Annotated in this window: 26 protein-coding genes; 10 read left to right on the forward strand and 16 right to left on the reverse strand. The window is 69.5% G+C overall.

The window, feature by feature from the left end:
* Nucleotides 1-12: 12 nt before the first annotated feature.
* Complete coding sequence (locus tag FGW31_RS18685) at nucleotides 13-528, reverse strand: DUF2975 domain-containing protein (RefSeq protein WP_142194578.1); 516 nt, start codon at nucleotides 526-528, stop codon at nucleotides 13-15.
* Nucleotides 529-559: 31 nt separating this feature from the next.
* On the reverse strand, nucleotides 560-1,375 hold the full coding sequence (locus FGW31_RS18690) for an AraC family transcriptional regulator (RefSeq protein WP_142194579.1): 816 nt from the start codon (nucleotides 1,373-1,375) through the stop codon (nucleotides 560-562).
* Nucleotides 1,376-1,425: 50 nt separating this feature from the next.
* Here FGW31_RS18690 and FGW31_RS18695 point away from each other — a divergent pair, with 50 nt between their 5' ends.
* Entirely contained in the window at nucleotides 1,426-1,842 is a 417-nt protein-coding gene (locus tag FGW31_RS18695; RefSeq protein WP_142194580.1) for a DUF2000 domain-containing protein, read from the forward strand.
* Between the two features lie 159 nt (nucleotides 1,843-2,001).
* Here FGW31_RS18695 and FGW31_RS18700 read toward each other — a convergent pair whose 3' ends face one another.
* The 8 genes from FGW31_RS18700 to FGW31_RS18735 all read right to left on the reverse strand — a co-directional run bounded on the left by FGW31_RS18700 (nucleotide 2,002) and on the right by FGW31_RS18735 (nucleotide 6,677).
* Nucleotides 2,002-2,775: a methyltransferase domain-containing protein gene (locus tag FGW31_RS18700; RefSeq protein WP_142194581.1), complete on the reverse strand. Its 774-nt coding sequence runs from the start codon at nucleotides 2,773-2,775 to the stop codon at nucleotides 2,002-2,004.
* Nucleotides 2,776-2,816: 41 nt separating this feature from the next.
* Nucleotides 2,817-3,239, reverse strand: coding sequence for a PIN domain nuclease (locus FGW31_RS18705; RefSeq protein WP_142194582.1), 423 nt, complete (start codon nucleotides 3,237-3,239; stop codon nucleotides 2,817-2,819).
* Nucleotides 3,236-3,451 (reverse strand): type II toxin-antitoxin system VapB family antitoxin, encoded by a 216-nt coding sequence (locus FGW31_RS18710; RefSeq protein WP_142194583.1) that lies wholly within the window; start codon nucleotides 3,449-3,451, stop codon nucleotides 3,236-3,238. The genes FGW31_RS18705 and FGW31_RS18710 overlap by 4 nt, the downstream gene beginning before the upstream one ends.
* A 97-nt stretch (nucleotides 3,452-3,548) precedes the next feature.
* The gene (locus FGW31_RS18715; protein WP_142194584.1) at nucleotides 3,549-4,478 is read right to left on the reverse strand and encodes a hypothetical protein; all 930 of its coding nucleotides are present in this window, start codon (nucleotides 4,476-4,478) and stop codon (nucleotides 3,549-3,551) included.
* A 281-nt stretch (nucleotides 4,479-4,759) separates the two neighbouring features.
* Nucleotides 4,760-4,954 carry a DUF397 domain-containing protein gene (locus FGW31_RS18720; protein ID WP_233452517.1) on the reverse strand — a complete coding sequence of 65 codons (195 nt, stop codon included), beginning with the start codon at nucleotides 4,952-4,954 and terminating at the stop codon, nucleotides 4,760-4,762.
* A 37-nt stretch (nucleotides 4,955-4,991) separates the two neighbouring features.
* The gene (locus tag FGW31_RS18725; protein ID WP_142194586.1) at nucleotides 4,992-5,870 is read right to left on the reverse strand and encodes an alpha/beta hydrolase; all 879 of its coding nucleotides are present in this window, start codon (nucleotides 5,868-5,870) and stop codon (nucleotides 4,992-4,994) included.
* A gap of 50 nt (nucleotides 5,871-5,920) precedes the next feature.
* Entirely contained in the window at nucleotides 5,921-6,103 is a 183-nt protein-coding gene (locus FGW31_RS35700; RefSeq protein ID WP_233288605.1) for a DUF397 domain-containing protein, read from the reverse strand.
* Nucleotides 6,015-6,677 carry a DUF5753 domain-containing protein gene (locus tag FGW31_RS18735; RefSeq protein WP_233452518.1) on the reverse strand — a complete coding sequence of 221 codons (663 nt, stop codon included), beginning with the start codon at nucleotides 6,675-6,677 and terminating at the stop codon, nucleotides 6,015-6,017. The genes FGW31_RS35700 and FGW31_RS18735 overlap by 89 nt, the downstream gene beginning before the upstream one ends.
* 79 nt (nucleotides 6,678-6,756) lie before the next feature.
* Between FGW31_RS18735 and FGW31_RS18740 the strand changes: the two genes are divergently transcribed.
* From FGW31_RS18740 to FGW31_RS18755, 4 genes are all read left to right on the forward strand, one after another.
* Nucleotides 6,757-8,205, forward strand: coding sequence for an FG-GAP and VCBS repeat-containing protein (locus FGW31_RS18740; RefSeq protein WP_142194588.1), 1,449 nt, complete (start codon nucleotides 6,757-6,759; stop codon nucleotides 8,203-8,205).
* Nucleotides 8,206-8,317: 112 nt separating this feature from the next.
* The gene (locus FGW31_RS18745) at nucleotides 8,318-9,661 is read left to right on the forward strand and encodes an FG-GAP-like repeat-containing protein (protein WP_142194589.1); all 1,344 of its coding nucleotides are present in this window, start codon (nucleotides 8,318-8,320) and stop codon (nucleotides 9,659-9,661) included.
* 201 nt (nucleotides 9,662-9,862) lie between these two features.
* Nucleotides 9,863-11,254, forward strand: coding sequence for a PE-PGRS family protein (locus FGW31_RS18750; RefSeq protein WP_142194590.1), 1,392 nt, complete (start codon nucleotides 9,863-9,865; stop codon nucleotides 11,252-11,254).
* A 29-nt stretch (nucleotides 11,255-11,283) separates the two neighbouring features.
* On the forward strand, nucleotides 11,284-11,889 hold the full coding sequence (locus FGW31_RS18755; protein WP_142194591.1) for a hypothetical protein: 606 nt from the start codon (nucleotides 11,284-11,286) through the stop codon (nucleotides 11,887-11,889).
* Between the two features lie 12 nt (nucleotides 11,890-11,901).
* Here the strand turns inward: FGW31_RS18755 and FGW31_RS18760 are convergent, their stop codons facing one another.
* On the reverse strand, nucleotides 11,902-12,729 hold the full coding sequence (locus FGW31_RS18760; RefSeq protein ID WP_142194592.1) for a hypothetical protein: 828 nt from the start codon (nucleotides 12,727-12,729) through the stop codon (nucleotides 11,902-11,904).
* A 594-nt stretch (nucleotides 12,730-13,323) separates the two neighbouring features.
* On the opposite strand from FGW31_RS18760, the gene FGW31_RS18765 reads away from it, so the two are divergent.
* The gene (locus FGW31_RS18765) at nucleotides 13,324-14,169 is read left to right on the forward strand and encodes a S1 family peptidase (protein WP_142194593.1); all 846 of its coding nucleotides are present in this window, start codon (nucleotides 13,324-13,326) and stop codon (nucleotides 14,167-14,169) included.
* 627 nt (nucleotides 14,170-14,796) lie between these two features.
* Complete coding sequence (locus FGW31_RS18770; RefSeq protein WP_142194594.1) at nucleotides 14,797-16,998, forward strand: hypothetical protein; 2,202 nt, start codon at nucleotides 14,797-14,799, stop codon at nucleotides 16,996-16,998.
* A gap of 783 nt (nucleotides 16,999-17,781) precedes the next feature.
* On the opposite strand, the gene FGW31_RS18775 is transcribed toward FGW31_RS18770, so the two are convergent.
* The gene (locus FGW31_RS18775; RefSeq protein WP_142194595.1) at nucleotides 17,782-18,543 is read right to left on the reverse strand and encodes a phosphoglyceromutase; all 762 of its coding nucleotides are present in this window, start codon (nucleotides 18,541-18,543) and stop codon (nucleotides 17,782-17,784) included.
* 152 nt (nucleotides 18,544-18,695) lie between these two features.
* Here FGW31_RS18775 and FGW31_RS18780 point away from each other — a divergent pair, with 152 nt between their 5' ends.
* Entirely contained in the window at nucleotides 18,696-20,057 is a 1,362-nt protein-coding gene (locus FGW31_RS18780) for an MDR family MFS transporter (RefSeq protein WP_142194596.1), read from the forward strand.
* Nucleotides 20,058-20,107: 50 nt separating this feature from the next.
* Here FGW31_RS18780 and FGW31_RS18785 read toward each other — a convergent pair whose 3' ends face one another.
* The 3 genes from FGW31_RS18785 to phoU all read right to left on the reverse strand — a co-directional run bounded on the left by FGW31_RS18785 (nucleotide 20,108) and on the right by phoU (nucleotide 21,771).
* Nucleotides 20,108-20,356: an SCO4226 family nickel-binding protein gene (locus FGW31_RS18785; RefSeq protein ID WP_142194597.1), complete on the reverse strand. Its 249-nt coding sequence runs from the start codon at nucleotides 20,354-20,356 to the stop codon at nucleotides 20,108-20,110.
* Nucleotides 20,357-20,496: 140 nt separating this feature from the next.
* Complete coding sequence (locus tag FGW31_RS35060; protein ID WP_167530045.1) at nucleotides 20,497-20,652, reverse strand: hypothetical protein; 156 nt, start codon at nucleotides 20,650-20,652, stop codon at nucleotides 20,497-20,499.
* A gap of 417 nt (nucleotides 20,653-21,069) precedes the next feature.
* On the reverse strand, nucleotides 21,070-21,771 hold the full coding sequence (gene phoU / locus FGW31_RS18790) for a phosphate signaling complex protein PhoU (RefSeq protein WP_142194598.1): 702 nt from the start codon (nucleotides 21,769-21,771) through the stop codon (nucleotides 21,070-21,072).
* A 199-nt stretch (nucleotides 21,772-21,970) separates the two neighbouring features.
* Here phoU and FGW31_RS18795 point away from each other — a divergent pair, with 199 nt between their 5' ends.
* A complete protein-coding gene (locus tag FGW31_RS18795) occupies nucleotides 21,971-23,263 on the forward strand; it encodes a sensor histidine kinase (protein ID WP_142194599.1) in 1,293 nt (430 codons plus the stop codon).
* Nucleotides 23,260-23,940 (forward strand): response regulator transcription factor, encoded by a 681-nt coding sequence (locus FGW31_RS18800; protein WP_030829297.1) that lies wholly within the window; start codon nucleotides 23,260-23,262, stop codon nucleotides 23,938-23,940. Before FGW31_RS18795 ends, FGW31_RS18800 begins: the two co-directional genes overlap by 4 nt.
* A gap of 203 nt (nucleotides 23,941-24,143) precedes the next feature.
* On the opposite strand, the gene FGW31_RS18805 is transcribed toward FGW31_RS18800, so the two are convergent.
* Nucleotides 24,144-24,869 (reverse strand): copper chaperone PCu(A)C, encoded by a 726-nt coding sequence (locus FGW31_RS18805; protein ID WP_142194600.1) that lies wholly within the window; start codon nucleotides 24,867-24,869, stop codon nucleotides 24,144-24,146.
* Nucleotides 24,870-24,978: the final 109 nt, after the last annotated feature.

A 24,978-nucleotide genomic window follows, 5' to 3' on the forward strand; every position in this document is an offset into this window, starting at 1 on the left:
GCGCCGGCCGGCTCACACCGCCCCGGCCCTCTCCGCCTGCAGCCGCGCCGCCTTCTGCGGCAGCTGCCGCAGGATGACGACCAGCAGCGCGAACGACGCGCCCACGCCGACGGTCACCAGGGCGGCGCCGAGCGCGCCGACGACGTCCATGCCGTCGTCGGGGGAGGGGATCTCCGTGACGGCCAGGTGGCCGCCGACGGCCAGGTGTCCGCCGACGACCAGCGCCAGCACCGTCTCCACCACCAGGGCCCCGATCACGGTGTCGACCCACCACAAGGCCCGCGGCGTGAAGATCGCGTCCCGCTCGGCCAGGGTGAGCAGCCGCCACACGGCGACCAGCGCCACCTGCACGCAGCCGACACCGGCGATCGCCGCCGTCCCGTACGGCACCTGGAGCGGGGCGTAGGGCGGGAAGGCGTCGACCTCGCCGGCCGCCGTCGCCGGGACGACCACGATCTGGGCGAAGAGGCCGAGGACGAACGCTGCGACGATGCCGGCGCGGAGCACGGTGACGAGAACCCGAGACATATATCGAGTATCGATCGCTTTCGATCGAATATCAATAGGTCCCGTGGGGGTGGTGGCCGCTGCTGCGGTACCGCCCGGGCGTGATGCCCACCAACTTCCGGAAATGCCGGGTGAGATGGGCCTGGTCGTAGAACCCGGTGGCGACCGCGACGCCGCTCGGCGACCGGCCCTCCAGGAGCAGCCGGCGGGCCCGGCCGACCCGGCGGGACATCAGGTACTGGTGCGGTGCGATGCCGTACGCGGTGCTGAACGCCCGTACCAGATGGGCGGGATGGGCGGACAGCAGCGTGCCGGCCTCCTCCAGGGTGAGGCCCTCGACCACCCGCGCGTCCAGCAGTTCCCGCAGCCGCCGCGCCAGCACGGGATCCCGCCGCGGTACGGCCGTGACGTCCCGCGACCGCAGATGCTCGCGCAGCCGCTCACCGACGAGCGTCAGCCTGCTCTCGGCCTCCAGTTCGTCACCGGGCCGCGCCAGCGCGGAGTGCACCTGCGCCACGCGCCGCCGCAGCAGCGGATCCCGCAGGTCGGGCCGGTCCACGGCGGCCCCGATGAGATCGTCGCCGAGCCGGCTGCCGTCGAGGTAGAGCACCCGCTTGCGGAAACCGTCCGGTGTCGCGGGCGAGCCGTTGTGCGGGACGTGCGGCGGCAGCAGCGACACGGTGTCGTGCGGGGTGCCGTGCTCGTGCCGGTCGAGGTCGTACCGTACGGCGCCGTCGTCCACGATGAGCAGCGTCCAGGCGTCGTGGACGTGCATCGGATAGGCGTACTCGGTGAAATGGGCGTGGAAGACCTCGACGACACCCGGAACGCGGGGCCGCCAGGCGGACACCTTCCCCTGCGACGCCATGCAAACAACGTACAAGACGCCGACCTGCCCGGATCGGCAGGCTCGGGGCCATGAGCACTCGCTTCGACACGAAGATCGCCGTACTGCTGCGCGAGGACCTGGAGACCTGGCAGCGCCTCAACGTCACCGCGTTCCTGGTCAGCGGCCTGGGCACGCAGCTCCCCGAGGTGATCGGCGAACCCTACGAGGACGCGGACCAGGTCCCGTACCTGCCGATGTTCCGCCAGCCGGTCCTGGTCTTCCAGGGCACGAAGGAAACCCTGCGGGCGGCCCACACCCGCGCCCTGTCCCGCGCCCTCCCGCGCGCCGTCTTCACCTCCGACCTCTTCGCCACGGGCCACGACGAGGCCAACCGCGCGGCGGTGCGCGCCGTCGGCACGGCCGACCTCGACCTGGTCGGCCTGTCCGTCTACGGCCCGAAGAACGCGGTGGACAAGGTCCTCAAGGGCGCCCACATGCACCCCTGAGCAGGCGGTCCCCGCCCTGTGCGCGCGGCCCGGTCCGGCTGCGGGGCGGAGGTCCGGCGGAGCGGGTGTTCGGCGGCGCGGGTGTCCGGCGGCGCGGGTGTCCGGCGGAGGTGAACCCTCCGCCGACCACGCGCCGCGATGCCGTCACGGCGCGACGTGTCAGCGCGCGCAGACCACGCTGACGAGTGTGAACGACGCGTAGAACGGCGTCTGTTGCAGTCCGGCGAACCAGTCACGGCCGCGGGCCTGGTCGATGTGGCCGCCGTCGATGGCCTTCCGCAGATTGCGGCCGAGGCCCAGGGTGTGGTCCGCCTCCCGGAAGTCGAGGAAGACCGGGGTCACGGCGTCCACGGCCTCGACACGGAAACCGGCTCGTTCGGCGAGGCGGGCAAGGCTCCGGCCGATGGTGGCGTGACGGACCACTTCGGCGGTGGTGTAGCGGGTGAAGGCGCGGCTCGTTTCGAGATCGTCGGAGTCGACGACGAGGGTGTCCCAGTCGGGCTCCGCGAGGCCGATCCGAGCACCGGGCCGGGTGGCGCGACGCAGTTCCGCGAGTACGTCGGCGGGCTCGGCCACGTGCATGAGGACGCGGTCGATCTTGGCGCGGTCCACGCTGTCCGACTCCACGGGCAGCGCATGCGCGTCGCCCTCGCGGAGTTCCACCCGCGGCAGCCCTTCCGTGCGCGCCCGCGCCTGCGCCAGCATGGCCGCATCCCGGTCCACACCGATCACACTGCCCCGGTCACCCACGCGTTCCGCCAGCGCCGCCAGATCCGTGCCCGGCCCGCACCCGACATCCAGGACCGTCTGACCTGCCCGAACGTCCAGCAACTCCAGAAGCCGCCGCTTGTACGCGCGGCCCGCGTCGGTGGCGGCGGCCCGCAGCATGTACGAGGCCTGATCGGGCTGCGGCACACCGAGCGTCGAGGACATGCCGGCCAGTCAACCACGGTGCGGTGCCGCACGGAGGGTGCTCACTTGCCGACTTCGGGGCCGTACCACTGAAGCGCCTGGCCCGTGACGGCGGCGATGCATTCGAAGTCACGGTCGCGGTGCAGCAGCGTCAGCCCTTGCAGTTCGGCCGTGGCGGCCACGACGAGGTCGACGGCCCCTGCACTGCGGTGCTGACCGCGTTGCGTGAGCATCTCCTGAACCTGCCAGGCACGCTCGTAGGCGCGGTCGTCGACCGGAACCCAGCCGAACAGCGAGCGCAGGTCCTCGATACCTTGCGCGCGGTCGGCGGCGGACCGCGCGCTGTAGAAGAACTCCAGCTCGGTGACGGGGCAGGTGGCGATGAGTCCGGCGGCCACCGCCCGGTCCCAGCCGAACTGCTCGGCGTCGCCGCGCAGCAGACGGGCGAGGGCACTCGTGTCGATCAGGAAGAGTGCCGCGTTCACCGGCGGTAGTTCCCCTTGTCCTCGAAGAGATCCAGGTCGAAGGCACCGTCCTCCGCCGCCGCCCGCAGGCGGGTGAGGGCCAGCGCGCGGCGCCGGTACTCCAGGACCTCACGCAGCGCGCTGTTCACGGTCTCCTTCTTGGTGCTGGTGCCGAGCGCCTTGGCCACGTCCGCCACCAGCTCGTCGTCCAGATCGATCACGGTCCGACTCACCGTTTGCACCTCCCCGTATATCATCGATGCTCCTGATGATATCAATCGCTGGATGCCGCTTCCCCGGCCGCACACCCGGCCGTCACCGGGCACCGGCTCATCCCGCCGCACGGAGCCCGTTGCCCGATCGGCAGTCCCGGCACTGTCCCGGCCCCGGTGCGCGGAACGCGCGGTCGCAGCCGTCGCAGGTCTGGAACGGCAGGACGGCCGCCGGGCGTTCCGCACGGGCCGTCGGCAGCGGCATCGGTGGGGCGGGCAGGGGTGTCTCGCGCAGGCGGAAGGCGAGGATGCCGGCCGGACGGGCACGCAACCGGTCGGGAAGGCTTGCGGTCAGCAGCTTGGTGATCTCCACCGCGTCCACACCGGCCGCCAGCCACTGCGAGACGGCCGGTGCCAGCCGCGCGGCCTCCTCGACGGAGAGGACCAGGCGGGGATCGACGCGGCGCAGCGCGGCGAGTACGGCGACTGCCTCGGGTTCGGCATCGGCGAGCGGGACCGGCGTATCCGCCACAGGACTTCTCATGTCCGGGGCCTCGCTCGGGGCCGGGGCCTCGCTCATGTCCGGGCCCTCGCTCGGCGCCGGGGCCTCGACCTGGGCCGCGTCGGTGGTGGTCTCCGGATCCGGGGCGGCCGTCGGGTGCGGGTCCTGGCCGGGGGCCGGGGCCGTGTGCGGGGCGCGGTCCGGTACGTCGTGGAAGTACGTCCGTGTGCGGATCTGCCCGGTCGGCAGTCGGACCCGGCGGCGCTCCAGGTAACCGGCCGCTTCCAGTTCCCTCAGCGCCCGTGAGATCAGGATCTCGCCCTCGGTGAAGTGCTCGCACAGGGCGGCGATGCTCACGGGAGTGCCGTCGGGCAGGGAGAGGACGTAGACGGCCACACCGACGGTGACGGCGCTGCCGCGGCGCTGCGCGAGGGCGTTGGAGATCACCGTGAAGCCGGCGGTGAGCCGGGTGCGTACGTGGATCACGCCGGAGGTCGGAGCTCCGGCGTCGGCGCGCAGGCGCGCGTTAGACTGCGGGTCAGCCATCGGGAAGGGGTTCGCTTCCTGATCGGTCAGGCCCTCGTTCGGGATTGCCGTCCCGGCCGGGGGCCGTATCTGTTTGCGGTTGTCGCGGCGAACGTAACCGTCCGTCTCCTCCACCTGCAAGCCCGTCACTCGCACGGGTGACGTGGGCCTTTGCGGCGGGGAGGGTGGGCGGGTGGGTAGCTCTTTCCCCTGGTTCTTTCGGAGTTCGGCGGCCCACCGGACCCTCGTGAGCAAGGAACCGGCGGACCGGGAGGACGGGACATGACCGGTACCCGGCTGCCTCAGATCCGGTGGTGGCCCGCCTTCAACTCGCCAATGAACGCGGTCCAGGAGGCGCCGTCGAAGTAGAGCGCGGGGCCGTGCGGGGCCTTGCTGTCGCGGACGGGGACGACGTCGGGGAATCCGGCGGCCACTTCCACGCAGTTACCGCCTTCCTGGTTGCTGTAGCTGCTCCTGCGCCACGCGACGTCGTTCACTTCCGTATCGGTCCTTCGCGTCACGGTGGTGCCTCCTTCACGGGTCGGATCGTGTCGTGAGCGTGCGCAGGATGGCTTCGGCGTGTGTCCAGAGCAGGGCACCCGCGGCGTCGGCAAGCAGGTGCCGAGTGGCCTTCGGGATGATCAGGGTGAGCGATTCGCCCAGGTCGGGAGAGTGGACCGGGCTGGTGTCCTGCTGCCCGTACCAGAGGTCGACCGGAACGGTGATGTCCGCGGGGTCGAACGGCCAGCGGCCCATCGCCAGGACGGTGTCGCGGGCATAGCCTGCCGGGCCCTGGCTGAACGCCTCGTCCAACGCACGCCGGAAGGCGGGCTGGAAGTCCGGGTCGGTGTAGACCGCCCGGTCCGCCTCGGGGCTGGTCATGATGATCAGCTCCCACAGCGCGTCGGCGCTGCCGAACTCGGCGAACGACTCCTCGGCGGTGCCCGGGTCGGCCGCGACGGCGTCCACCAGGTCCCTCACCTGCGGGCTCAGCGAGTGGGCGAAGCGCGGATGGGCGAGTTCGTCGCTGCCGGACACCACGGCCACCGCGTTCACCAGACCGTTGGCAGCCAGGGCGAGTGCGAACGGCGCGCCCTGCGAGAACCCCACCACCGACGGCGTTCCCAAGGCCCGCTCCTCGATGAGCTGCCGGATGTCGGTGGCCCAACTCGTCAGGGTCCGGCCGGGGCACGGGTCGGAGGCGCCGAGGCCGGGGCGGTCCACGCTGATGAGCCTGATTCCGGCCGAGTCGACGACGTCACCGCCGAAACCGAGCCACCTGCTGGTGCCCGCGCCGGGGCACACCAGCACCGGGCTGCCGCCGGCCGGTCCCCATTCCGCCCAGCCCAGCAGCCGGCCGTCCGGGAGCCGGGTCCGTCCGAGCCGCGCCGGCTCCCGCACGCCGTAGACCATGATCCGTGCCGTCCCCTTGTCTCCTTGTCCTCCGTCCGGACTCCGGTGTCTCAGATCCGGTGGCGGCCGGCCTTCAACTCGCCGATGAACGCGGTCCAGGAGGCGCTGTCGAAGCAGAGTGCGGGGCCGTGCGGGGCCTTGCTGTCACGGACGGGGACGACGCCGGGGAATCCGTCCGCCACTACCACGCAGTCCCCGCCTTCCTGATTGCTGTAGCTGCTCCTGCGCCACACGACGCCGTTCAGATCGGGACGGAACCTTCGCTCCACGGTGGTTCTCCTCCATCACGGATCCGATCATCTCGAGCGACATGAGCGGGGGCAGCGCTGCCGCCGTCAGTTGATGGTAGGCCAGCGCAAACGTCCTGACCTCGTCCGTTTCCTCGATGAGTTGGCCGTAATGGGCCCCTTCCGTGTAGGCCACGTCGGAGCCGTCCGGGAGCGTGAGAATCGTCAGGGAGCCACCCATCACGTCATGCTCGCCCTGGTCGAAAGGCAGCCCCTGAACCGTGATGTGCCGCTCCGACGCAGCATCGAGCAGCCGCTTCAACTGCGCGCGCATCACCGCAGGCCCACCGACCGGACGTCGCAATACCGCCTCGTCCAGTACGACCCGGAGGACGGGCCTGTCGTCGGACGCGAGCCGAGTCTGCCGTCCCATACGGGCGGAGAGCCGCTCCTCCAGCTGCAGTTCGCTGCTCAGCGTGACTCCGACGCTCAGGACGGCCCGCGCGTACTCCTCTGTCTGCAGCAGACCCTGCCGGGCCGGGTGCGGCAACGAGGAAACGGACCCGTTGCCGGCGTACAACCATTGAGGGTTCGTACGCGTCAAGGTCGCAGTTCAAGCGTCCGCCATCCTCAGGACGCTTCTCGGACCACGGAGAACCATGCGCTCTTCACGTACCGTCCTCGCCGCCGCGGCGGCACTCGCGGCAGCGGTCTGCACACCGCTCCTCACCGCTCCCGCGGCGTCCGCCGCCCCCGCGAAGCTCGCCGAGGACTTCAACGGCGACGGCTACCGCGACCTGGTCCTGCTCGGCGGTACGCACGGCAAGGACGGCCGGGTCACCGTCGTCTACGGCACGTCGACCGGACCCGGCACCCGCGTCCAGACGATCCACCAGGACTCGTCCGGCATACCCGGCGCGGTGGAGGAGGGCGACGACTGGGGGTTCGCCGCGACCAGCGCCGACCTCGACCGCGACGGCTACGCCGACCTGGTCGTCGCCTCGCCGGGTGAGGACGTCGGCGACATCCAGATGCGGGGCGGGCTGACCGTCGTCTGGGGCGGCGCCAAGGGGCTCGGCTCCGGCACCGTCTTCCACTCGCCCGTCGCACCGGAGTACGCCGGCTCCGGCGACAGCTTCGGACTGGACGTCGTGGCCGGTGACTTCGACGGCGACGGCGACCAGGACCTGACGGCGATCAGCCAGAGCCGGGCCGGCGCGATCCTGCTGGAGGGCCCGTTCACCCGCAGCGGCGGCAAGGGCGGCTGGCAGCCCCTCGGCGAGGACTACGGCTACCTCAGCGCCTCCCAGCTCGCCGCGGGCCGGGTCACCGCGGACGCCGCCACGGACCTGTACATTCTCGGCACGGACCTCGGCGGCGACCGCGACATGCACGCCTTCTTCCACCGTGGCGGCGGCGGCTTCGCCCGGTACCCGAGCCAGGTGCACGTGCCGGACGACTCCGGGCATCAGCTCGGCGGCGGTACCGTCACGGCCATCGGCGACTTCGACAAGGACGGCTACGGCGACCTCGCCGTCGGCCGCGGCTACGAGCAGCCGGACAGCGAGCGCGGATACGTCGCCGTCCACTATGGCGGTCCCTCCGGCCCGGACACGGCCCGCAAGCCGGTGACGTTCACGCAGGACACGGCGGGCGTGCCCGGCGGCCGGGAGACGGGCGACCACTTCGGTGCCTCCGTCGCGGCCGGCGACGTCAACGGCGACGGGTACGCCGACCTCGCCGTCGGCGTCTCCGGCGAGGACCTCGCGGGCAAGCGCGACGCCGGCATGGTCACGGTGCTGCTCGGACGAGCGGGCGGCCTGTCCGGCACCGGCGCCAAGGCGTACGACCAGGACACCTCCGGTGTCGCGGGGGCCATCGAGAACGACGACTACGTCGGCTGGGCCGTGATACTCACCGACTACACCCGCGACGGCCGCGCCGACCTGCTCGTCGACACCAACGAGCAACTGGACAACACCCGGCGGGGCCTGGTCCACCTGCTGAAGGGCTCGACGTCCGGCACCACCGGCACCGGCTCGAAGACCTACACGGTGAACACCCTCAAGCTGCCGTACACGACGCTCAGCGGCCCTTTCCCGCACTGACCGGCGGCCCTTTCCCGCACTGACCCGTCGGCCCCGGGCCACCGTCACCACCCACGCACGCCCCCGCGCACGCCCCCACGCCCACCCCGTTGCTCCCACCCGAGGAACCACCTTGCGCAGCAGGACCACGACGCTCACCCTCGCCGCGGCCGTCCTCGGTTGCGGCCTGGCCCCGCTGGCCGTCGCCACCCCGGCCGCGGCCGCCCCCGCCGCGTACGCGGACGACTTCAACGGCGACGGCTACCGCGACTACGCGTACGCCACCAGCGTCACCGACGTCGGCGAGGACGGCTCCGGAACGGTCGGCATCATCTACGGCACCGCCACCGGACCCGACGGGCGCAAGCAGAACATCACCCAGAACAGCACGGGCATCCCCGGCGCCAACGAGTGGGACGACGGCTTCGGCAACGCGATGGCCGGCGCCGACTTCAACCGCGACGGCTACGCCGACCTCGCCGTCGCCGTCTACGGCGAGGACGTCGGCACCGGCCGGGAACAGGGCGCCGTCATGATCGTCTGGGGGTCGGCCTCCGGTCTGTCCGGCGCCACCTCCGTACCCAACAAGGCGTCTCAGAACTGGGGCCAGATGGGCCTCGACCTCGCCGTCGGCGACTTCAACGGCGACGGCAGACCCGACCTGGCCACCCTCAACAACAACACCGCGCACGTGTACGTCGGCTCCTTCACCAAGTCCGGCTTCACCGGCAAGGTCACCAAGCTCACCAACGACGGCATGCACGCCCAGCACCTCACCGCCGGGCGCGTCACCAAGGACGCGGCGTCCGACCTCGTCGTCATCGGCGGGGTCGACGGCTCCGACCACACCCTCACCGGCGCCTGGTTCGTCCGCGGCGGCAGCACGCTCACCCGCGGCGCGACGTACCGGCTCGGCACCGGTGAGGACACCAGCTGGGAGGTCGACGCGCAGATCGCCGACTTCAACAAGGACGGGTACGGCGACATCGCCCTCGGACACCCCAACGCCAACGGCAAGGGCGGCGTCCTCGTCTGGCGCGGCGGCTCCAGCGGCCCCGGCAGCGTCACCCGCCTCAACCAGAACACGTCCGGCGTCGCCGGCGGCATGGAGGTCGGCGACCGCTTCGGCGCCCGGATCTCCGTCGGCGACGTCAACCGCGACGGCTACCCGGACCTCGCCGTCGCCGCCCCCGGCGAGGACCTCGGCGAGCACGCCGACGCCGGCGCCGTCCACATCCTGCGCGGCGGCTCCGCCGGGCTCACCGGCACCAAGTCCCAGTACCTCGACCGCAACAGCTCGGGCGTGCCGGGCGGCCTGGAGGAGAACGCCTCCTTCGGCGGCGACCTGCGCCTGCGCGACTCCGACCGCGACGGCCACGCCGACCTCTTCACCGACTACCTGCGCCTGCCCGGCACCCCCACCGGCATCACCACCTCCGGCCTCCAGTACCCGATCCAGCCCAACTTCGCCCAGTAGCCCACCACCCACCACCCACGCCCCGCCAACCACCAGCCCTCCCGGGTCGGCCGGGCCGGCCCGCAGGTACGCCGGGCCGGACCACTCGTCGTGCGCTGTGCGGCTGCCTGATGCGAACACCACGGCAGCCGCAGACTCCGACGGCCTATCCTGAGCCGCGAGCGGCGAAGGCCAAGCCGGCTAGGGAGGGACGGGGCGAACATGTCGTTTCGCGGGGCGAATCCCGAGGACCTGGAGCAGTTGGCGAAACTCCTGGACGGGCGCGGTGGCGTGGAGGACCGCCTCGACGAGGCCTTCACCCGTGCCGCCGGGCTGGGGGTGAGCGGTCACCTGGCGGCCCTGAAGCCGCTGCGTACCTGGACCCGCGACGAGGCCAAGGACCTGCGCAAACGCGCCGTCCTGCTGCGCCTGGAGAACGGTGACCCGATGGCCGGGCTGCTGTGGGCGGGGTTCACGGCGAAGGACCTGGAGAAGTACCAGGGCGAGGGCATCAAACCGGAGACCCTGCTGCTGGCCAATTCGGTGGCGGCGAGCAACGACCCGAATGCCGACGACCTGGCACGCCGGCCGGGGGAGAAGCTCGGCGACTGGGTCGCACGGCTCGAGGCGCACGCGCTGGCCAAGATTCCGGGTCTGGAGCCGCACGAAGAGACCCTCACCGAGATGATCAAGTTCGGTAGCGACGCGTTCAACGTGGCGGCCGCGGCCCAGGTCTCGCTGGCGAGCGGCTTCTCGGGAACCAAGGTGCTGCTGGGCAACGCCGTGAAGACGGGGAAGCTGGGGCCGATGAAGGCGGCCCTCGCCGAACGGTGGACCGCTGCCGGCAGCAACCCCATCCTGCGCTGGGCGGGCACCAAACTCGGAAATTACAATCCGCCCATCCGTTCCTTGTCCGCCCCCGGCAGCTGGCTTCCGGGGCAGCTCGGCAACATGGCGTCCAGGAGCCAGACGTACCAGAGAGTCGCCAACGTCCCCTTCAGCTCCGGGTTTCTGGGCGACCGTTGGGGCGGTGGATGGGACGTGCTGCGCCGGCGCGGCTTCATGAACGCAAAATTGCTGGGCTTCACACCCAACCAGGCCATCAACTTCTTCGCAGGGTCGGACGACGTGGCCCGCATGTACGGCGGGCTGACCCACTCCGGGCAGGCGGTCACCCGCGCGGGGCAGGCCAGCCTGTGGACGGTCGGAAAGGCCGGTGGATTCAGTGCGGCGGCGAAGACCGCCGGGCTGTGGCGCGGTGCCGGCATCGTCGGCTCCGCGGGCGCTACGGCGTTCTCCGTGGCCAACATCGCCACCATGGACCACGCGAAGGAGTGGGAGAAGAGCAAGGCCGGCTATCTGGCCAACTATGCGGAGGTCGGCTTCAACGCCTCGCTGACCGCCGCCATGGTCGCACCCAACCCGGTCACGATCGGTCTCGCCGTGGGTACCGGCCTCGTCTACGGGGGACTGAAGGTCGTGGAGCACTGGGACGACATCACCGAAGGCGCCGACAAGGCGGCCGAATGGGTCGGCGACAAGGCGAGCGACATCGGGAACGAGATCGCCGACGGCGCCAAGAAGCTCGGCAGTGCCCTCAACCCGTTCGATTAGCAGCCGTAAGAGATGAAAGCGTTGTCGCCATGGATACGAGCAGCCAGTCCGTCACGTTCGAGCTGAGCCCGTACAAGAACACCCCCAAGAAGGAGCTTCCGACGGCCGGACTCACAGGAGAGGTGGGGCACTTCGGGGCCGTCGTCGTGGAGCGCTGCCCGCTCTACCGACCCCTCGACAAGGGAATGGACACCGCTCGGCTGAGCGGTCCCGCCTTCCCGGAGACGGTCTTCAAGGGGAAGCGCCGATCGGGACGGCCTTCCCTGTTCAAGGCCGAACTCACCCTGGACGGTGCCCACGCGGAACTCCGGTTCAACTCCCGGGCGATGCGCAAGGAGGACCGGGCACTGCGCATCGCGTACGAGGGGCGGGAGTACGTCTACTCGGTGGAGGGCTTGGGCAAGGCGAAGGTTCTGGAGCGCGAGGGTGTCCGGGTCACGCTGGAGCCCGGCCAGTTCGTGCCGTCGGCGGAGGGCACATCCGTGACGGGCACGGCCACCGGCCCGGTGGACGCCGTGGACCTCGCCCTCGCCATCGTGCTGGAGGAAGTGGACACCGACGTCCTCACCCTGGCCGGCGCCGCACTGTCCTCGCCCTTCGCCCTGATGCAGCACTTCTCGGACCGCGCGGAGTAGCGGACCAGGCCCTCAGCGCCCCGGGCCCAGCTCGTCCTTCTCCGGCAGGAGACCGGTCAGCCGCCGCCAGATCTCCCCGGCGTCCGAGCGGACCAGGTGCAGCGGGCTGTCCGGCGTGACCTGGCCGGGCAGGATCGGCTCCTCCGGCTGCTCGCGGATCCAGTAACCCCGCCGTCCGCAGTCCCAGACGGCAAGGCTGCGGACCATCGGGGCATGCGCCCTCTCGTGCTCTCCGTCCCAGGCGACGGTGACACGCCAGTACGAGTTGAGGGCGAGGACCAGCTCCGTCAGCGTGGCCGCCATCTCCTCCGAGGTACCGGCGCCCGTCAGCGCCTCGTGCACCGTGCTCCGGTCTTCCTCGATCTCTCCGGACGGTGCGGCCAGCACGGCGAATGCGCCGTCCAGCGCCTTCATCGTCGACTCGACGCGGGCCGCTGCCGGCTGCTCGTCGGCGGCGCGACGCCGCAGATGCACCATGCGGGCGAGCTCGAAGACGAGAGTGCTGGGTTCGACCGGGATGTACTCGGACTCCTCCTCGCCCGGCCAGCCTTCGTGTGCCATCACCGTGTTCGGCCCGACGACGACACCGTGGTGCACGGGACCGGCCTCGCCGGTGATCTCGACACTGATGGTGAGCACGGGGGACTGGAGCGACTCCACCAACTCCCGCAGGAGAGGCGACAGCTCACCCTCTTCGCCGACCAGCCCCAGCTCCTGCAGTTCCCCGAGCGAGGGGAAGAGCTCCGGGCTCGGCGTCTGTCCTGCGGCAAGACGGGCGATCACCCGGACGTGACGGTCGGCCAGTCGCAGCCGTGACCGGGAACTGTCGTAACTGGGCATGACACATCCTCCGCGCGTGGGCTGGCACGAGGCTAACCCAACGCCGGACCGCAGAGACCCGCCGTGAGCCGACCGGCCACTGCGCTGTCAGTGGGCCGGTCCACAATGCGAGGCATGAGCGTGGAGATGCAGCTGCGTGCCGTGCCCGAGTCCGAGATCCGGGAGGACTGGGACTGGCTGGAGCAGTTCATGGGTGCCGCCTGCGAGGACGACCGCCCACGGCCACCGGTCCCGTCGACGCCGTCGATCTCGCCCTCGCCATCGTGCTGGAGGAAGTGGACACCGACGTCCTCACCCTGGCCGGCGCCGCACTGTCCTCACCCTTTGCCCTGATGCAGCACTTCTCGGACCGCGCGGAATAGCGGACCAAGCCCACAGCGCCCCGGCTCAGCTCGCCCGGTAACCCTGCCGTCCCCGAACCCGAACCCGCGCCCGCAAAGGGACTCTGTGCCCGCGGAGGGTTGACGGCCGGTGTGGCGCGTTCATAATCCCTGGCTGGCAGGGCCATGCCACAAGGGGGTGAACTCCCCGTGTGGGGCGGTCCGGTCGCGGGCCCGCACCCCATCGGGCCTTACCCCACTCAGAGGAGCTGCAGTGAGGAACGTGCGTACCCTTGTGGCCGTCGCCGGAGTCCTGGCCGCCACGGCCCTGTCGGTGCCGGGTGCCGGCGCGGCGGAAACGACGACGTACAGCGCGAGCGAGTTGTCCCGGGTGAGCGACGCCGTCCTGAAGGCCGACGTCGGCGGAACCGCCTGGTACGTGGACGAGGCGACCGGCCGCGTGGTCGTGACCGCCGACTCCACCGTCTCCCGCGCCGAGTTGGCCAAGGTCGAGAGAGCGGCGGGTGCCGACGCCGGAGCACTGAGAATCGAGCGGGACGCCGGGGTGTTCACGCCGCTGCTCTCGGCCGGCGACGCCATCTACGGGAGTGGCTACCGCTGTTCGCTCGGTTTCAACGTGCAGAGCGGCGGCACGTACTACTTCCTCACCGCCGGGCACTGCGGCGACGTGGCCAAGCAGTGGTACGCCGACTCCGGCCAGAACACGCTCATCGGCCCGACCGTCGGCTCCAGCTTCCCGGGCAACGACTACGCCCTCGTACGGTACGACAACCAGTCGCTCAGCCACCCCGGCGGCTACTCGGTGAGTGAGGCGTACGTCGGCCAGTCGGTGACACGCACCGGCTCGACGACGGGCACGCACCACGGCACGGTCACCGCGCTGAACGTCACCGTCCACTACAGCGGCGGCGGCACCGTACGCGGCATGATCCAGACCGACGTCTGCGCCGAACCCGGTGACTCCGGCGGCCCGCTGTACGACGGCAGCAAGGCACTCGGCCTCACTTCAGGCGGCAGCGGCGACTGCCGCCGCGGCGGTACGACGTTCTACCAGCCCGTCAAGGAAGCCGCGGACCGCTACAACGCAACCGTCTACTGACCCACCCACCGCCCCGGGACGGACCGCCCGTCCCGGGACGACCAAAGGCCCTGCCTGCGGAGACCCCGCAGGCAGGGGGCCTCTCTTTGCTGGTCAGGGGTAGTGGGCTCGTGCGCCTGGTGGTCGTTGTTGGTGTCCTTGGCCGCTGTTGCGCGACTTCGGACGGCCCAGAGACGGCCCAGTTTTGCCGCGCTCGGCTGATGCCCCGGCACTCTCGCTGCGCCCCGTCCGGACCTCAGCCGACGACAGTCAGCCACGGCGGCGGGGCAGCCGACTGACCACGCGCGCGTGTGTCTCGCTGTACCCCCGCCGGCCTCAGCAACGCTGCCGATGCCGGCGACCAGAGCAAGTCGTGACGGCCGGACCGGGCTTACAGTGCCGAAGCCCTCAGGGCTGTCCAAGTCTGTTGGAGGACAGCGCGTCCGATGTGCAGGGGCGTGCCCTCTGCTTCCTTGGCAGATGCATGTGATGTGGGTACTGCCCGTCAGGTCTTGGAAGTTCCCGTATGCGCCTGACCGAGACATCCCACCTGTTACAGAATGTCAGGGGAGGGAGGGGGTGGCACGCGCAGGGGAAGGGCCGTGAGTGAGTAGCGGGCGGCAAAAGTCGACTAAGGGGATTCACGTCGTGACAACTCAAGCAACCGAGGGATCAGCGCCGCGTCAACACGAACTCCTCGCATTCGTACGCTACCAATTGGGGAAAATGGGGGCGCGAAATGAGCATCACAAATTCGAGGATCTTTGCCGCGCGCTGTCTCGGCAAAGGATCACTAGAAATATCGCCACCGCGACAGGGCCGGTATCTGCAGGTGGAGATCAGGGGCGCGACTTCGAAACATTTATTAGTTACGCCGGAGGTAACCTGCAGGACGTTGGGATCTTTTTCGGGCTTGAAGAGAATGAACCGATTGCCTTTTGCTGCACCCTCCAGTCATCAGGCCTCCCTGCAAAGATTCGATCAGACGTGGAAAAAATCTTTGACAGCCCACACAGAGCACCTTCTGTCATTATCTACTTCACCGTTGCAGATGTCAGCGTGGCAGCACGCCATCGCCTCGCAGGCGAGGTAAGTGAGCGTTGGGGAGCACGGATTGAGGTGATCGACGGTAACTCGCTATCAGAGCTTCTGATGGATCCGGAATGCTTGTGGATGGCAACTGAATACCTAGGTCTTTCCCGTGAACTCTTGGAGCCGGGTAGGACGGCAAGCGCGATCCATGAACTCATGTTAACCGGGGACGTTATTGTGCGCCCCATGGAGAGCCTTGATCCGATTCGAGACCTTGGCCTTCATTCACCTCTCCAGATCGATGTATGGCATGGACTTCCTCCGTACGTAGCCCGTGCCGTTGATGGGCGTCTTGACGAGCTAATGGGGCGAGGCGGGCTCGTCGTAATTGAAGGGAATTCTGCATCCGGTAAGACGCGCACTGCCTATGAGGCTGTCTTGCGGAGCATGGACAAGTTCGGCGAGCGACCGATTGTCATCCCGAAAGACGGCATTTCTCTCCGTAAGCTCATTTCTTCTGGGTACCAGCTTGATGGTAGCGTCATTTGGCTCGATGACCTTGAGCGTTATATCGCCCCGGGCGGCCTAGATGAAGGAATCATCCGTCTGTTCGGATCAGATACGGGTGTGCTCTTTATTGCCACGCTCCGCTCGCGAGCCAAGGCCGCAATGTCTCAGGCCGGCGGCTCAACTGGCCGTTCCCTCGCGTCTGTATTCCAGGCAGTCATGGCTGGCGCCAAGACGGTACGGGTGGATCGCCGACTCAATAAGAAGGAGCGAAATAGAGCCCGTCATTTGGCGGCTGACTTGCGTATTCGTACCGCTCTGGACATGGCTGAATCGACCGGCTTCGCGGAGTACATAGCTGCGGCCCCTAGCTCGCTGGAGCGCTGGCAAGATGGGAAAGACGGAGCCAACGAGATTGGTGCTGCCCTAATCTCAGCGGCGGTGGACTTCAGGAGGGCAGGATACTTGTCCCCCATTCCGCGGGCCTGGTTGGAAGCTACCTTCAAGTCCTATCTCGATGAAAGAATCAGAAATCGAGTTAGGGTGGAGGAAGTGGAAGAGGGTTTCTCTTGGGCCGTTGAGTTGATCCATGGCGCAAGCTCGTGTCTTGAAGTCGTGGGAGACGAGTTGTACGCCCCCTTCGATTACCTGGTTGACCATGCACAGGAGCGAAGTGAGAGGGAGTCCGGGAAGAGGTCGGCATTCCAAAGCCTTGCCAATATCCCGGACGACCTGTGGCATGAGTTGGCGGATCGCATTGAAATCGATGATCCTAGTTTTATGAGTTGCGTCTCCATGGCATCGCTCTCCCCGCATCCTATGCTGACATACGTATATCGCCACGAGGTCCTGAAGGGGGCGACTGTCGTAGACTCCCTGAGTGACTCTGGGACTCTACTTAATTTTGTGCGCTCATGCATGGACGCTCGTATGTGCATTGTTTGCCAAGCGGTGCGACTGAAAGTCGATTTGGTGCCCATACTCAGGGTGCTACTGGCGGGTTTTTCGAGTATACGAGAGGATGATGAGCCGACCGCTGAGCAGATCGATTGTGTTTCCGCCCTGTTCAGTATGGGTGACGGGAGTGATCTGAAGAGCGCGGAATCCCCTCTCCATGCGGCCGCCAGCAACTTCTCGCCTGATGAGTGGCGAGAACTGGGGGAGTTCATGATTCGAAATGACATGGACTTTCCAGGGCGGCAATGGATCGCCTTTGCCGACTCAATGGAAGGGAAGAGGGCGAGTTGGCCTGTGTCGCTAAAGAAGGCAGAGGGTTTCTACATTCGCATGGATGAGGTAACGCGGGAGTAGGTGCTCCCTCCGGGATCGCCTTAGTGTGGTTCTTGCATCACGGGAGCGAGTTTCGGTCGGAGGCGCTTCGTCCCGAATGATCATGAACTCGCATCTCTCTGGCGCAGCGGGCAGTTGTGGACCTAGGTGACAAAGCGCGACGTGGGGGCCGTGATCTTCTTGGCTCGCGCCAAAGTGCCTGAAGTCGGGGAACCGGCTTTCTCCAGCCATGAAGTACTCCGCTTCTGGTCGGCAGCGGCTAATGGCTATGAGTGCGGAACGGTGTAAATACTGCGGCGCATCGGTCGCGGCGCTGGGATCTGGGGCCTGTCCGCTGAGGTCGTGCCAATCCTGCGCGGAAGCTGGTTGAGCCGCACGGAAGCGTCCTTCTGTGGCGACTTGAATGAGGTGGCTCTGGGCTGCGGAAACTAAAGATTTGCCAGAGTTGCGGACTGCGTGACGGAGGAGGCACGCTGCTTTCCGGACGCAATACCGCTTACCACTCCACAGGGGGGTTCCGTGTCTGAGGTAGTCGCGGCTGTGATCGGCGCAGTGGGGGCCGTCATGGCCGCCTGGATCATGCGGCCGATCCGAGCAAAGCAGGTAGCCAACGTCGACCACACCCGCGGTCCAGATCAGGTTTCCGTCGGTCATCAATCAAGGAGGTGACATAAGAGGGCGTCAAGGCGTCAGCCTGCTGTTGAGCGAGCGGACGTACCATCGACGGCCCCACGACGGCCCCGGTGCACCGAAAAGCCCCCTCCCGGCGGAGAAACCGCAGGTAGGGGGCTCATTCGTGGGCGCTTACTTCTTCTTGCCCTGGTTCTTGACCGCCTCGATGGCGGCCGCCGCGGCCTCCGGGTCGAGGTACTTGCCGCCGGGGGTGACCGGCTTGAAGTCGGCGTCGAGCTCGTAGTAGAGCGGGATGCCGGTCGGGATGTTCAGGCCCGCGATGTCGGCGTCCGAGATGCCGTCGAGGTGCTTGACCAGGGCGCGCAGGCTGTTGCCGTGGGCGGCGATCAGGACCGTGCGGCCGGTGAGGAGGTCCGGGACGATGCTGTCGAACCAGTACGGGAGCATGCGGACGACGACGTCCTTCAGGCACTCCGTCTGCGGGCGCAGTTCCGGCGGGAGGGTCGCGTAGCGCGGGTCGGAGAACTGGGAGTACTCGGCGTCGTTGGCGAGCGCGGGCGGCGGGGTGTCGTAGGAGCGGCGCCACAGCATGAACTGCTCCTCGCCGAACTCCGCGAGGGTCTGCGCCTTGTCCTTGCCCTGGAGGGCGCCGTAGTGGCGCTCGTTCAGGCGCCAGCTGCGGTTCACCGGGATCCACAGGCGGTCGGCGGCCTCCAGCGCGAGCTGCGCGGTGCGGATGGCGCGCTTCTGGAGGGACGTGTGGAGCACGTCGGGCAGCAGGCCGGCGTCCTTGAGCAGCTCGCCGCCGCGCGTCGCCTCCTTCTCGCCCTTCGCGGTGAGGTTGACGTCCACCCAGCCGGTGAACAGGTTCTTCTCGTTCCACTCGCTCTCGCCGTGGCGGAGGAGGATCAGCTTGTACGGTGCGTCGGCCATGCGCCCGAGCGTAATCGAAGGGCCGTGCGCGTCGCGCGCCCGCCCGAAGGCCGGACGGTTGACGGGATCTGTTAATCGAGTGGCCGCGCGGAAGCGCTCCTTTGTAAGTTGTGCCTGCCGTTTCAGCCGCTTACATCCGGGGGGTTCCTTCCATGTCGTCCGTCGTCCGTGCGAGACGCGCCGTCCGGGAGACCGTCTCCGGACTTCCCCCGGCGTTCTGGTGGCTGTGGACCAGCACCCTGGTCAACCGGCTCGGCGCCTTCGTCGCCACCTTCATGGCGCTCTACCTCACCCTCGACCGCGGCTACTCGGCCACCTACGCCGGTCTCGTCGCCGCCCTGCACGGGCTGGGCGGGGTGATCTCGTCGCTGGTCGCCGGAGTGATGACGGACCGGCTGGGACGGCGGCCCACGCTGCTCGTCGCGCAGGTGTCCACGGCCGTGTCCGTGGCGGCGCTCGGGTTCGTGCGCGACCCCGTCGCCATCGCCGCCGTCGCCTTCCTCGTCGGCATGGCCTCCAACGCCTCCCGGCCGGCCGTGCAGGCGATGATGGCCGACATCGTGCGGCCCGAGGACCGTATCCGGGCCTTCTCCCTCAACTACTGGGCGATCAACCTGGGGTTCGCGATCTCGTCGATGGCCGCCGGGTTCATCGCCGAGTACAGCTACCTCGCCGGGTTCCTCATCGAGGCCCTGATGACCCTGGTGTGCGCGGTCGTCGTCTTCGTGAAGCTGCCCGAGTCGAAGCCGGTGCGGAGCGCCGGGGCGGCGCCGGAGGACTCCGTGGGCCTGGGGACGGTGCTGCGCGACGGGCGGTTCATGGGCGTCGTCGGCCTGTCGTTCCTCATCGCGCTGATCTTCCAGCAGGCCTCCGTCGGTCTGCCCATCGCGATGGGCGAGGCCGGGTTCACTCCGGCCGACTACGGCCTGGCCGTCGCCGTCAACGGCTTCCTCATCGTCGTGCTGCAGATCCCGGTCACCCGGTTCATCCAGCACCGGGACCCCGGCCGGCTGCTGGTGATCTCCTCGCTGCTCGCCGGGTACGGCCTCGGACTCACCGCCTTCGCCGGCTCGGTCGGTGCCTTCGCCCTCACCGTCTGTGTGTGGACCCTCGCCGAGATCGTCAACGCCCCGACCCAGACCGGACTCGTCGTCCGGCTGTCACCGGTGCAGGGCCGCGGGCGCTACCAGGGCATGTACACCATGTCCTGGGCGGTGGCCGCGCTGGTCGCGCCGCTGATGTCGGGCTTCGTCATCGACCGGTTCGGCGCCGAGTGGCTGTGGGGCACGTGCGCCGTCGTCGGCACGGTGGCCGGTCTCGGGTACGCACTGCTGATGCGGCGCCTGCCCGACCCGGGCAGCTACGAAGAAGGCCGGGAGGAACAGGAAGAACAGGAAGAAGGGGGAGACGGGGGAGATGGGGGAGATGGGGAAGGGGGAAGGCGGGGCGCCACGGGGGCCGTGGTCGAGAAGTCCGGTGCTCGCGGAGGTGCGCCGGAGGTCAGCGCCTCCTGAGAGGCGCCGGCCCCGGCCGGACGCGTCATCGCGCGCCGCGTTGCTGCCGCTCACACCGCCAGCGGCACCTCGTGGATCTCGTCGGCCTTGTGGCCGGTGCGCTCGTGGATGCGCTGGACCGCGTCGGCGGAGGGCGCCTCCGAGAGGCAGTAGACCGTGCCGGACTCCGGGTCCGCCCACGCTTGCCGGAAGTCGACTCCCTCCTCCTGCTGGATCGCGAGGTCGGCGTCGTGGGCCTGCCGCAGCTGGTCCTCGGTGATGCCCCGCATACCGTGGTGGACGTCCATGAACCGGGCCATGGCTCGCACCTCCCGTCGAGTTGCCTACCTTCCGGACACCTCCCATGCTCCGCCCGCGCGCCCCGACCGGCATGCCGAAGCCCCCGGCGCGCAGGACGGCGCCGGGGACTTCGGTTCGTACGGGTCGTGGGTGTGCTGCGTCAGCCGCACTGGCAGGGGTTGCCCGACTGGCACCCGCAGCCGCAGCCCGAGCCGCAGCCGCAGGCGGCGATCAGAGTGAGGTTCCTGATGTCGGCGGGCTGCTCGGTCTCGCGCTCCTGCGCGGGGTCGGGAGTCGTGCGGGGCGATTCGGCCATGGGACCCTCCTCGAGGCTGGTGCCTGTGCCCATTGGACGCCCCGACCGCTGGGCGCATCAACGGCGCATTGAGGCTCGTACGCGCCCGAGGCGGACCCCTTCACGCGGGGCCCGCCTCCGAATCCAGGCCGTCCCGGGGGTCCCGGTCGTCCCGAGGGTCACAGCCGTCCCGGAGGTCCCGATCGTCCCGAGAGTCACAGGGGTCCCGCGGGTCCCGATCGTCCCGTTGGGCACAGTGGTCCCGGGAGTCCCGGCCGTCACGGGCATCCCGGCGGTCCCGGCGGTCTCGCCGTTCCCGGCCATCTCGGTAGTCCCGGTGTCCCGGTAGTCCCGGTGTCCCGTCCCGGCCCGTCCCGTCCCGTCCCGGCCGTCGGGCAAGCTGTGCCGGCCGTCGGGCAAGCTGTGCCGGGCCGTGCGTCAGGTGCCCTCGACGCCCGGCGCCGCCTGGATCTCCGGCTGGATGTCCGTCTGGATCTCGTCCGCGTGCTCACCGGTGACCAGGTAGACCACCCGCTTGGCGACGGAGACCGCGTGGTCGGCGAAACGCTCGTAGTAGCGGCCCAGCAGGGTCACGTCGACGGCCGTCTCGATGCCGTGCTTCCAGCGCTCGTCGATCAGGTGCTGGAACAGGGTGCGGTGCAGCAGGTCCATCGCGTCGTCGTCCTGCTCCAGCTGGAGCGCCAGGTCGACGTCCTTGGTGATGATCACCTCGGCGGCCTTCGCCATCAGGCGCTGCGCCAGCTGGCCCATCTCCAGGATGGTGGCGTGCAGGTCCTGCGGGACCGCGCGCGCCGGGTAGCGCAGCCGGGCCAGCTTCGCCACGTGCTGGGCGAGGTCGCCGGACCGCTCCAGGTCGGCCGACATCCGCAGCGACGTGACCACTATGCGCAGGTCGGTCGCCACCGGCTGCTGGCGGGCCAGCAGGGCGATGGCGCGGGCCTCCAGGTCGTGCTGGAGCTCGTCGACCTTCTGGTCGGCCTCGATCACGCTCTCCGCCAGCTTCAGATCGGCGTCGAGGATGGCGGTCGTGGCGCGCCCGATCGCCGACCCGACCAGCCGGGCCATCTCCACCAGACCGTCGCCGATCGAATCCAGTTCCTCGTGGTACGCGTCCCGCATCAGGGTTCCTCTCGTGCTGCTGTCCTGGCTTCAGGGGCCTGGGCTTCTCCCCACGCTCCCACGGTCGGTGCCGTACGCGACCGATTCCATCACCTCAAATGAACCATCCCTGGCTCCAAGGTGAACTCTGGGCGACGAGTGTTCGAGGTCGCCCGCCGACGGCTGTGGGCACCGGCCGCCCCATGCCTAACCTGGACGCATGGACGTGAACGCGGCAGTCGCCGCAGTGGCAGCGATCGCCGGAGTGCTCACCGGCGTCATCGCCATGCTGGCGTTCCGCTTCAGCGAGCGCGAACAGAGGCGCCCCACCCGCTCCTCCCTGCACACCGATCCGGTGCTCCCGCCGGGCGTGGACACCGTGCTGTCCGTGCTGCGCTCGTCCGCCGTCGTCCTCGACGAGGCCGACGGCGTGGTCAAGGCCAGCTCCGCCGCGTACGCCCTCGGGCTGGTCCGCGGCGGCAAGCTCGCCGTGGAGCCGATGCTGCAGATGGCCCGCGACACCCGGCGCGACGGGGAGATACGCCAGGTCGAACTGGACCTGCCCCGCCGGGGGACCGGACGCGGCGAGGCCCTCGCGGTCTCCGCGCGGGTGGCGCCGCTCGGCTCCCGGCTCGTCCTGCTGCTGGTGGAGGACCTCACCGAGGCCCGCCGCATAGAAGCGGTACGACGCGACTTCGTCGCCAACGTCAGCCACGAGCTCAAGACCCCCGTCGGCGCGCTCTCGCTGCTCTCCGAGGCCGTGATGGACGCGGCCGACGACCCCGAGGCCGTGGAACGTTTCGCCGGCCGCATGCAGGTCGAGGCGACCCGGCTCACCAACCTGGTGCAGGAACTCATCGACCTCTCCCGGGTGCAGAACGACGACCCGCTGGAGGACGCCGAACCCATCCGGGTCGACGAACTGGTCGCCGAGGCCATCGACCGCTGCCGGCACGCGGCGGGCACCAAGGAGATCACCATGGCCGCGGGCGGCACCGCCGACCTGCACGTATGGGGCAACCGCGGACAGCTCGCCGCCGCGCTCGGCAACCTCGTCGAGAACGCCGTCAACTACTCGCCCGCCCGCACCCGCGTCGGCATCGCGGCCCGCACGGTCGCCCAGCCCGGCGGGGACCTGATCGAGATAGCGGTCACCGACCAGGGCATCGGTATCTCCGACAAGGACAAGGAGCGCATCTTCGAGCGCTTCTACCGGGTCGACCCGGCCCGCTCCCGTGCCACCGGCGGCACGGGGCTCGGTCTCGCGATCGTGAAGCACGTGGCCGCCTCGCACGGCGGTGAGGTCACGGTGTGGAGCGCCGAGGGCCAGGGCTCCACCTTCACCCTGCGGCTGCCGGAAGCCGGTGCGGCCCGCGACCGCACGCACCAGATGTCCCACCGGGACGACACCACCGGCCTCGACGCCGAGGCCGGCCGCTCGAATCGGCCATCCCCCCACTCTTCCGATCCATCCGCGTACGAAACGCTTTCCTCCCCGGAGGTCCTTCCGTGACCCGAGTGCTCGTCGTCGAGGACGAGGAGTCCTTCTCCGACGCCCTGTCGTACATGCTCCGCAAGGAGGGCTTCGAGGTCGCCGTCGCGACCACCGGGCCCGACGGACTCGACGAGTTCGAGCGCAACGGCGCCGACCTCGTCCTCCTCGACCTGATGCTGCCCGGCCTGCCGGGCACCGAGGTGTGCCGTCAGCTGCGGGGCCGCTCCAACGTTCCCGTGATCATGGTGACCGCCAAGGACAGCGAGATCGACAAGGTGGTCGGCCTGGAGATAGGGGCCGACGACTACGTCACCAAGCCGTTCTCCTCCCGTGAGCTGGTCGCCCGTATCCGCGCGGTGCTGCGCCGCCGCGGCGAGCCCGAGGAGGTCGCTCCCGCGGCCCTGGAGGCCGGCCCGGTCCGCATGGACGTCGACCGGCACGTGGTCACGGTGGGCGGCACCAAGGTCGACCTGCCGCTGAAGGAGTTCGACCTGCTGGAGATGCTGCTGCGCAACGCCGGTCGGGTACTGACCCGCATGCAGCTCATCGACCGGGTGTGGGGCGCGGACTACGTCGGCGACACCAAGACCCTCGACGTCCACGTCAAGCGGCTGCGCGCCAAGATCGAGCCCGACCCGGGCGCGCCGCGCTACCTGGTGACGGTGCGGGGACTGGGCTACAAGTTCGAGCCGTAGGCCGTTCGAGCCGAGGGCCGTGAGTTGTGGGCCGTTCGAGCCGAGGGCCGTGAGTTGTGGGCCGTTCGAGCCGAGGGCCGTGAGTCGTGGGCCGTAGGCCGTGGGTACGCGGTGAGCTCCGCGCGTGGCGGGGCGTGACACGGTGAAGGGCGGGACCCCTGCGCGGGGTCCCGCCCTTCACCGTGTTCGCGTCGTACGACGGCTCAGTGGCCGGCCTCGTGGCTCGCGGAGGCCGCGTCGGTCGGGGTGACGCCGTCCGACGGGGCGTCGTCCGCGGGGGCGCCGGACTCGGCGGTCTCGCCGGCGCCGGCGGACTCGGTGCCGCCCGGGGTGCCCGAGGCCTCGCCGGAGGCGCCGTCGGCCGGCTCCTCGGAGGACTCCGCGGACGGCTCGCCCGAGGCGCCCGGCGCGGCCGGTACCTCGGTCGGACCCCAGCTGCTGAAGAAGTTCTCGGCCGGGTGGACGAGCGCGCGCAGGCTCACGTCACCGGTCTCGCTGAAGGTGAAGGTGATCTTCTGCGCGTTGCCGTCCTGGACGGCCTCACGGCTGCTCGGCAGGACGGCGGAGGCGTTGCCCTCGCCGCCGAGGATCAGGGAGCCGCCGGCCGGGATGGTGAGGCTGCCGCCCTCGGCGGGCGTCAGCTTCGCGGTCTTGCCGTTGTCGGCGACGGTGACCGACTCCAGCGTCTGGTCGGTGCGGCCCTCGTTGAAGAGCGTCGCGGCGACCACGGCCGGACCGGTGGACTTCAGGTCGGGCTGGGTGATGACCAGCGCGTTCTGGACCTTGATGTCGCCGACGGTCGTCGCGGCGTTGTCCGGCTGGATCTGCAGGGTCTGGGCGTTGTTGCCGGCCGCGCACGCGGAGAGCGAGGCGATCGAGAACGCGATGGCGGCGGCGGCGAGGGCGCCGCGTCGAAGGCTGCTGCTCACGGCGGCGGCAACTCCTTGACTCGAGCGTTGGGGCGACCCGGGTAAAGCCGCCTTAAGTGTCTGTCAGCGGCCTTAGGTTACCGAGCCGTTCCCGCGCGCCCGCACCCGA

This window comes from Streptomyces calvus (assembly GCF_006782915.1).
GTDB classification, from domain to species: Bacteria; Actinomycetota; Actinomycetes; order Streptomycetales; family Streptomycetaceae; genus Streptomyces; species Streptomyces calvus.